General features: G+C 57.6%; 10 protein-coding genes and 1 pseudogene. 9 read left to right on the top strand and 2 right to left on the bottom strand.

All coding sequences use genetic code 11. The features are described from left to right. The 5 genes from AB4043_RS21375 to AB4043_RS21355 form a co-directional block, all read left to right on the top strand. Positions 1–355: CheB methylesterase domain-containing protein (locus AB4043_RS21375; protein WP_442308021.1), on the top strand; the 355-nt coding region annotated here is incomplete at its 5' end. A 432-nt stretch (positions 356–787) separates the two neighbouring features. Next, positions 788–1,540 carry a gluconate 2-dehydrogenase subunit 3 family protein gene (locus AB4043_RS21370; RefSeq protein ID WP_442302643.1) on the top strand — a complete coding sequence of 251 codons (753 nt, stop codon included), beginning with the start codon at positions 788–790 and terminating at the stop codon, positions 1,538–1,540. 38 nt (positions 1,541–1,578) lie between these two features. Beyond that, positions 1,579–2,775: a GMC family oxidoreductase N-terminal domain-containing protein gene (locus tag AB4043_RS21365; protein WP_442308020.1), complete on the top strand. Its 1,197-nt coding sequence runs from the start codon at positions 1,579–1,581 to the stop codon at positions 2,773–2,775. After that, positions 2,732–3,031 (top strand): GMC family oxidoreductase, encoded by a 300-nt coding sequence (locus tag AB4043_RS21360; protein WP_442308019.1) that lies wholly within the window; start codon positions 2,732–2,734, stop codon positions 3,029–3,031. Before AB4043_RS21365 ends, AB4043_RS21360 begins: the two co-directional genes overlap by 44 nt. Position 3,032: 1 nt before the next feature. Next, positions 3,033–3,743 (top strand): cytochrome c3 family protein, encoded by a 711-nt coding sequence (locus AB4043_RS21355; RefSeq protein ID WP_442308018.1) that lies wholly within the window; start codon positions 3,033–3,035, stop codon positions 3,741–3,743. Positions 3,744–3,808: 65 nt separating this feature from the next. On the opposite strand, the gene AB4043_RS21350 is transcribed toward AB4043_RS21355, so the two are convergent. Further along, positions 3,809–4,237, bottom strand: a complete 429-nt coding sequence (locus tag AB4043_RS21350) for a chemotaxis protein CheX (protein ID WP_147647502.1) — start codon at positions 4,235–4,237, stop codon at positions 3,809–3,811. Positions 4,238–4,239: 2 nt separating this feature from the next. Next, positions 4,240–4,620, bottom strand: coding sequence for a response regulator (locus tag AB4043_RS21345; protein WP_147647501.1), 381 nt, complete (start codon positions 4,618–4,620; stop codon positions 4,240–4,242). A 314-nt stretch (positions 4,621–4,934) separates the two neighbouring features. Here AB4043_RS21345 and AB4043_RS21340 point away from each other — a divergent pair, with 314 nt between their 5' ends. The 4 genes and pseudogenes from AB4043_RS21340 to AB4043_RS21325 form a co-directional block, all read left to right on the top strand. Beyond that, positions 4,935–5,300 carry a response regulator gene (locus AB4043_RS21340; RefSeq protein WP_442302647.1) on the top strand — a complete coding sequence of 122 codons (366 nt, stop codon included), beginning with the start codon at positions 4,935–4,937 and terminating at the stop codon, positions 5,298–5,300. Between the two features lie 2 nt (positions 5,301–5,302). Further along, positions 5,303–5,770, top strand: coding sequence for a hypothetical protein (locus tag AB4043_RS21335; RefSeq protein ID WP_442302648.1), 468 nt, complete (start codon positions 5,303–5,305; stop codon positions 5,768–5,770). Between the two features lie 24 nt (positions 5,771–5,794). Beyond that, entirely contained in the window at positions 5,795–6,238 is a 444-nt protein-coding gene (locus tag AB4043_RS21330) for a chemotaxis protein CheX (RefSeq protein ID WP_442302649.1), read from the top strand. Between the two features lie 38 nt (positions 6,239–6,276). Next, a pseudogene (locus AB4043_RS21325) lies at positions 6,277–6,581 on the top strand (alginate export family protein); the annotation flags it as partial.

The raw sequence follows: 6,581 nt of genomic DNA, 5'->3' as shown, positions 1-6,581 counted from the left end.
GCACACGAGTGCCGGATTGAAGGTACGCGTTGCCGGAGGCCCACAGGTGTGCTTCAGCCGTCCGTCTGTCGATGTCCTGTTCGCGTCGGTGGCCCAGCTCGTGGGTGGTCCGGCATTGGGTGTACTGCTTACCGGCATGGGAACTGACGGAGCTCGAGGCATGCTGCAGATGCGGCAGACAGGGTCTGTCACAATCGCTCAGGATGAAAACACCAGCATCGTCTACGGAATGCCGAAGGAAGCAGCCCGTATAGGTGCGGCGGCGATGACACTGCCGCTTGAGAAAATTGCCGGCGAGATCGTGAGACAGATCTCACAGCCTTTCGTCAGGAAAGCTGCCGCCATCGGTCGTTAGAGCATTTCCCTGTAGGTGTGATGTAGGGTTTCCGCATCCATGGGCGTTTTCCGCAACGAAAACGCCGCTGTACGCCTCTCGCGGGATACCCAATGACAGGGAAAATGCTCTAGCTCTTATTGCCAGCTGCTCAAGAACGATGCCCTTCTCCCCGGAAGGGCATCGTTCTTGCACCTCTAACGCGAACGCAAATCGCGTAGGACATTTGCCGTATCGACAGTCGGCGTCCGGAAATTTTACGCCCCCGTTACAAGATGAAAAGTGGCGCATCCATGGCTCTAACGATCGCGATAATCCCTTGATTTTCTTGCGGTAGGCGCGCCACGAATCGCTACGAACCGGCAAAGCCATCCTGTTGAAACCACTGCCGAAGTTAAGCGATCGACTGGGTAACCTTGACGCTCATTCCTTGTGGCAAATAAAGTTCCTCTCATGAAGAGGCGTGATTTTGTTAAGGGGCTGGCCGCGGCAACGGCTACCGGGGCAGCGCTCGGCCAGCAAAAGCCACCACAGGCAACTACTCCTGTACCGGCCACCAGCACCGTGGATCAGGGCACGATGGCGGTCTCACCCAATGCCGCATCCAGTGCCCCGGCCCAGACCCGGATGCAGCAGATGGCGGCATTTCGTTCGCCGAACATCCCGGTAACTCTGCCGGATGTGGTCGCCAGCACCGACACGCATTATTTCACCCCCGTGCGCTATGCCACGCTGGTGCATCTGTGCGAGATCCTGATGCCTGGCGGAGAGGGATATCCCACCTCTCTGCAGGCGGATACACCGCAGTTTCTGGACTTCCATATCGGCGGTTCGCCGGCGGACCGGCAGGCGATGTACAACGACGGCCTGGATCGGCTGAATGCCGACTCCATGAAGAAGTTCAACGTGGCCTTCGCCAAGACCGATGAAAAGCAGGCCGACGCCATCATCCGTCCTTTCCTGAAGGCGTGGATCAACGACCACCCACCCCGGGAGAAGCACGAGCGCTTTATTGCGCTGGCTCATCGCGACATTCGCACCGTCACCATGAATTCGCCGGCCTGGGCTACGGCTGCAGAGGCTTCCGGTGAGCGTACGCCTGGAGTTGGCCTCTACTGGGCGCCCATCGATCCCGGCATGGAGAAGTGGGTGAGCCATGGCGCACCGAAGACAGCGGCGCCCGTCACAAAACAGGCACATAGCTAATCAGGTTTTGCAACTCCGGAAGGCATAGAGCATTCGTTATGGCAGAGAAGAAAGTTGACGTCCTGATCATTGGGTCGGGACATACCGGCGGCATGGCTGCAAAGATCCTCACGGAGAAGGGCATCTCCTGCACCATGCTGGATGCGGGTCCGATGCTCAACTTCGAGCGTGACCGCACCCTGAAGCCCGCAAACCAGCTCCCGTTTCGCGGTCTGGATGCTCCGGGTCGCCACCCACATATCTTTCAGTCAAGTGAGTTCAGCGCCAACCAGTGGATCGACGAGAAGGTCATCCCCTACAACTACCCTGCCGGGCAGCAGTACAACTGGGTTCGCGTCCGCAGCGTCGGTGGGCGCTCGCCCTTCTGGGGCCGCCAGTCGTTCCGTCTGAGCGACTACGAGTTCAAGTGCAAAGACCACGATGGCTTCGGCGAGAACTGGCCGATCTCCTACAAGGACCTCGAGTCGTTCTACTCGCGCGTTGAAGGGATCTTCCGCGTGCAGGGCCACACGGACGGTCTGCCGCAATATCCTGACGGCAACTTCATTGAAGATAAGGTCCCGTGGTCGAACGCCATGCAGCGCTTCGTCGATGCCGGCAAGAAGATGGGCGTGCCCGTAACCAAGCCCCGTTCCGCACTCGGCACCGGCGGCCTGGCGGCATCTATCAACCTGCTCATCCCGGATGCTGTGGCTACCGGGAAGCTCACCACGATTCCTAATTCCATCGTGCGGAAGATCACCGTGGATAAGCACACCGGCCTGGCTGACGGTGTGATCTTCATCGACCGCCATTCCTACCGCGAGATGACCATCAAGGCGCGTGTCGTTATTGTGGCAGCGGGAACGCTGGAGACGACGCGTCTGCTTATGATCTCCGAGATCGCCAACTCCAGTGGCGTCCTGGGCCACCATCTCTGCGACCAGATCTATGGTGCCGGTATCGCAGCCTCAGTGCCGGAGGCACGTGGCGGCAAGGGCAAACGGGGAGTCACCGGTGGAGGTGCGCTGATTCCGCGCTTCCGTAATCTTGAGACAAAGACCCCCGGCTACCTGCGCGGCTTCGCAGTCAATGTCTCCAGCAGCACCGGCCCCATGGACGCACGCTGGTTCACGGAGTACGGCAGCTCCCTGGAGAAGAAGCTGGACGAATATTACGGCAGCGGCTTCACCACCAACATCAGCGAAGGATATGGTGGACACCACCGCTGCCATGGCCGAAGCCGCAGGTTTTGAGGTACTGGTCCGAAACTATGAGTTCAACCCGCCGGGTTACTCGATTCACGAGCAGGGCACCGCGCGTATGGGAGACAACCCCAAGACCAGCGTGGTGAATAAGTGGAACCAGAGCCATGACGTCAAGAATCTGTTCATTACAGATGCGAGCGTCTTTGTCTCCGCCGGCTGGCAGAACCCCACTATCACCATGTGCGCCCTCGCGATGCGCGCTTCTGAATACCTGGCTGAAGAGATGCGAAAGGGGAACATCTAACATGCGCCGTTTCCTGCTGATCGCAGTTCTTCTGTGTACGGCTTCTGTTATTCGTGCCCAGGATGTCCCCTCAGGCGCCAGGCCCTCCACGGCCCCCGCTCCGGGAACTGYGGCCTCGTCCGGCGCACCTACCATCACGAATCCTTCACCGGCGCCTACACAGCCTGTCGCTTTCAGCCATAAGAAGCACGCCGGTGACGGCAAGATGGCCTGCGACACCTGCCACGCCCCAGCACGCAATGGAGTTACTGTGGCCATGCCGCAKGCCTCCAAGTGCATGTTGTGCCATGCATCCATCGCCACTGACAAACCCGATATCAAACGCATTGCTGAAGCTGCGCAAAACAACCAGCTCTTGCAATGGGTTCGCGTGTATCGTGTGCCGTCGTTCGTCAACTTCAGCCACGACACGCACACCTCCGCCGGAGCCCAGTGTGCGGACTGCCATGGTCCGGTAGCCGAACGCGAAGCCATCACGCGCGAGAAGGACCTCTCGATGGGCGGCTGCATCTCGTGCCACACCCAGAAGAGCGCTCCGACTGGTTGCGATACCTGTCATCAACTCAACTCTGTGCAGCTACATGCTCCGCTTCCGGCGTCGCATGCGGCGCTGCTTGCCGGTCTTACCTCTTCCGGCCACACCGGCATGGATCAGTCTATCCATCGGTTCTTCACGGTGCTTAGCCCTCGGCAGACTTCCAGCACCCCCTGAAATAGAACCAATGCAGCAAACGAAGCCCTCTCGAAAGAGAGGGCTTTTCCAATTCGTACAGAGATCTAGTAGGTCTTCACCCACGCGACCAGCACGCCCTCTTCCCAATCGAACTGGGCTCCCTGCTCCTGCGAGATGGGATTCATCACCGTCGGCGATGTCAGAGCGAAAGCGTGATCGTGATAGCAGTGGCCGAGCACGTTGCCGCATACCATGTTGGCCAGCTCGTTCATGACTTCGCCCACCTGCTGCTCGCTCAGATCAACGGGGTCTTCTCCAAGGAAGTCAGAGGCGATGCGAACCGCTACCGGACGCGGCGCGCGGATTCCAAAGCGGCCCTCTTCCGGACCGTGGAAGGTGAGGGTATGTTCCATCCAGGGTTCACCCGCGAAGGCTGCCATATCGACCGGCTCTCCCGGCAGGATAAAGCACATCGACTCCAGCACTTCGGTCATTGCTGTTTGAAGAGTTGCCGATATCTGTTCGACTGACATTGTTAAGCCTCCACGAATAGCTCGTTTAACGCCACTCCCAGCGTCTCCGGAGCAAAGGGTTTGGTGACATATCCTTTGGCGCCCAGCGCATTCATACGCCGCACGCGTTCCTCACTGCGGTCGGTGGAGATCACCATCACCGGCAGTTGCGACAGAATGTCATCTTGCGACATCTGTTCCAATAGCTCTTCCCCAGTCATACGCGGCATGTTGATGTCCGTCAGGACCACGTCCACCGCCTCGATGCGCAGGATATCCAATGCTTCCAGGCCGTCGTTGGCCTCGAAGCACTCCTGCGTCTCGAAGTTCGAGAGCATGAGCACTTTCCGGATCACCTTACGCATCGCCGGGGAATCATCGACGATCAATACATTCCGTGTCATACGTTGCGCTTCCTTTCCTCTGCTGCAGGCACTAATTCTCGTTCATGCATGAACCAAGAGCGTGTGTCGCCAGCACCCCCTGCGGATCAGCAGTCACGGCGCAATCGCTGATGCCTACGGTCATGAGAGATCTGCTTGTCAATGTCACGGTACCGCCCAAAAGTGTTTCGAGGTCATTCACCCTTTTTATCGACTTGCCCGGTGACAACATGAGCCGGCCTTTTGTATAAAACTTCGCCCGATGCGCCTCATCTTCTGGCGGCATCCGCCGATAAGCTCACCAGTCGCATCCCGCGACTACAAGCGAGCGAAATATGGACATCCTTTTGGTAGACGACAGCAAGACAATGCGCCAGCTGGTTAAACGAGCGCTACGCCAGGCCGGCTACGAAAATCTGCAGATCGGCGAGGCCGGCAACGGCGCCGAGGCGCTCAGCATGGTGCAGGCTGAACAGCCGAAACTTGTTCTTTCGGACTGGAATATGCCGGAAATGCTTGGCATCGATCTGTTGAAACGGGTTCGTGGCCAAAATTGCCAGGTGCCCTTCGGCTTTATCACCTCGGAATCTTCAGAAGACATCCGCGAGACCGCGATGAAAGAAGGCGCCAGCTTTTTCATCACGAAACCCTTTACGCCCGAAAATATCGACGCGGCTCTTTCGCCGCATATGAGCAAGTAGCTATGTCTGGACCCACTGCATTTGCGCTCTCCCACTTATTCACTGACCTGGTGGACCGCCCCGTCAATTTCTCGGAAGCAAAGACACTGCCTGCAGCAGAGGCAAAAAAGGTCTATGCCGTTTACGAGACGTTACCGGCGGGGCGGCCCATCATCGTACAGGCGGATCTTCCCTTTATTGCGGCCATTGCCGGACTCCTGATTGGAATGCCGGCAAATATCGCGCTCGAGCGAGCGCAGACCGAACCCATGGAAGACAGCGTACGCGACCCCATCTATGAGGCTTTGAATATCTGCTCGACCTGCCTCAGCGGTGATGAGCGTGTGCTGCTTCGCATGATGACCACGAATAAGCTGAAGATCCTTCACCCTGCTTCAGAGCTCCTGAAAAAGTCTGGATCAGCCATTAACTACAAAGTTGTTATCTCTGGAAAGGACTGTGGCCTTGTCTCCGTGCTGGGAGTCTACTAGGCCAAATTTAGGAGGACGTTTTCCATGAACGTATCAAACACAATACAGGATGCGCTGAGTGCACTTACGGGCTGTGAGGTTCAGATGTCGCAGACTGGCTGCGAGAGCTTCCCGGTAGAGTTACATGCCGTTGTCGATTTCAACGGTACGCCATCGGGCATGATCCGTCTGGAATTGAGCCAGGCAACAGCCGATCGCCTGAGCGCTACCATGCTCGGTTTCGACGATCCCAGTGAAGTCGATGACGTCGAGATGAGAAATGACGCGATCGGAGAGATCGTGAACATCATCGCCGGTAAGGTAAAGGCACTGCGGGGCAAGACCGACGCACTGCTGTCTATGCCGGTCGTCGGCGACATACAGGCCGACCGTCCGGAATTGGCTCACGATAACTTCAGCGGGATCTTCAGGGTTGGAGAAGATGTCGTCCGCGTCTCCACCGGCTGGGACCATCCAAACGAACGATAAGAAATAAAGAAATTCCTGCTTCCTTTGCGAGTATCCCTATGACTGTCCGTCTATCCCGACTCTTCTTAGCCGCCGCCGTTTCTGCAGGCATGGTTGTTCCGCCCGTTCAAGCACAGCCCGCGCCTAAAGATAAAAAAGCAACTGCCAGGAAGATAGGTTCGACGCCGGTCTATGCGGATTATCCTCAGAAGAAGGGCAAGGTTCAGCCCATCAAGGTTGATCCCCTGCCACGATGGCTTTCCTTTGATATGGAAGTGCGGGACCGCGGTGAATTTCAAACGGCCTACAACTACACCAAAGGTCAACGCATTTACAGCCTGACGCGTGTGCGCGGTGGTATGAC

The organism is Terriglobus sp. YAF25 (genome assembly GCF_052113305.1).
GTDB lineage: Bacteria > Acidobacteriota > Terriglobia > Terriglobales > Acidobacteriaceae > Terriglobus.
This window is presented reverse-complemented; position numbering and strand designations above follow the sequence as displayed.

What these genes read in the sequence shown, in the direction of transcription:
- AB4043_RS21370 (WP_442302643.1), top strand. Translation starts at nt 788, where the DNA reads ATGAAGAGGCGTGATTTTGTTAAGGGGCTGGCCGCGGCAACGGCTACC.
- AB4043_RS21365 (WP_442308020.1), top strand. Translation starts at nt 1,579, where the DNA reads ATGGCAGAGAAGAAAGTTGACGTCCTGATCATTGGGTCGGGACATACC.
- AB4043_RS21360 (WP_442308019.1), top strand. Translation starts at nt 2,732, where the DNA reads ATGGTGGACACCACCGCTGCCATGGCCGAAGCCGCAGGTTTTGAGGTA.
- AB4043_RS21350 (WP_147647502.1), bottom strand. Translation starts at nt 4,237, where the DNA reads ATGTCAGTCGAACAGATATCGGCAACTCTTCAAACAGCAATGACCGAA.
- AB4043_RS21345 (WP_147647501.1), bottom strand. Translation starts at nt 4,620, where the DNA reads ATGACACGGAATGTATTGATCGTCGATGATTCCCCGGCGATGCGTAAG.
- AB4043_RS21340 (WP_442302647.1), top strand. Translation starts at nt 4,935, where the DNA reads ATGGACATCCTTTTGGTAGACGACAGCAAGACAATGCGCCAGCTGGTT.
- AB4043_RS21335 (WP_442302648.1), top strand. Translation starts at nt 5,303, where the DNA reads ATGTCTGGACCCACTGCATTTGCGCTCTCCCACTTATTCACTGACCTG.
- AB4043_RS21330 (WP_442302649.1), top strand. Translation starts at nt 5,795, where the DNA reads ATGAACGTATCAAACACAATACAGGATGCGCTGAGTGCACTTACGGGC.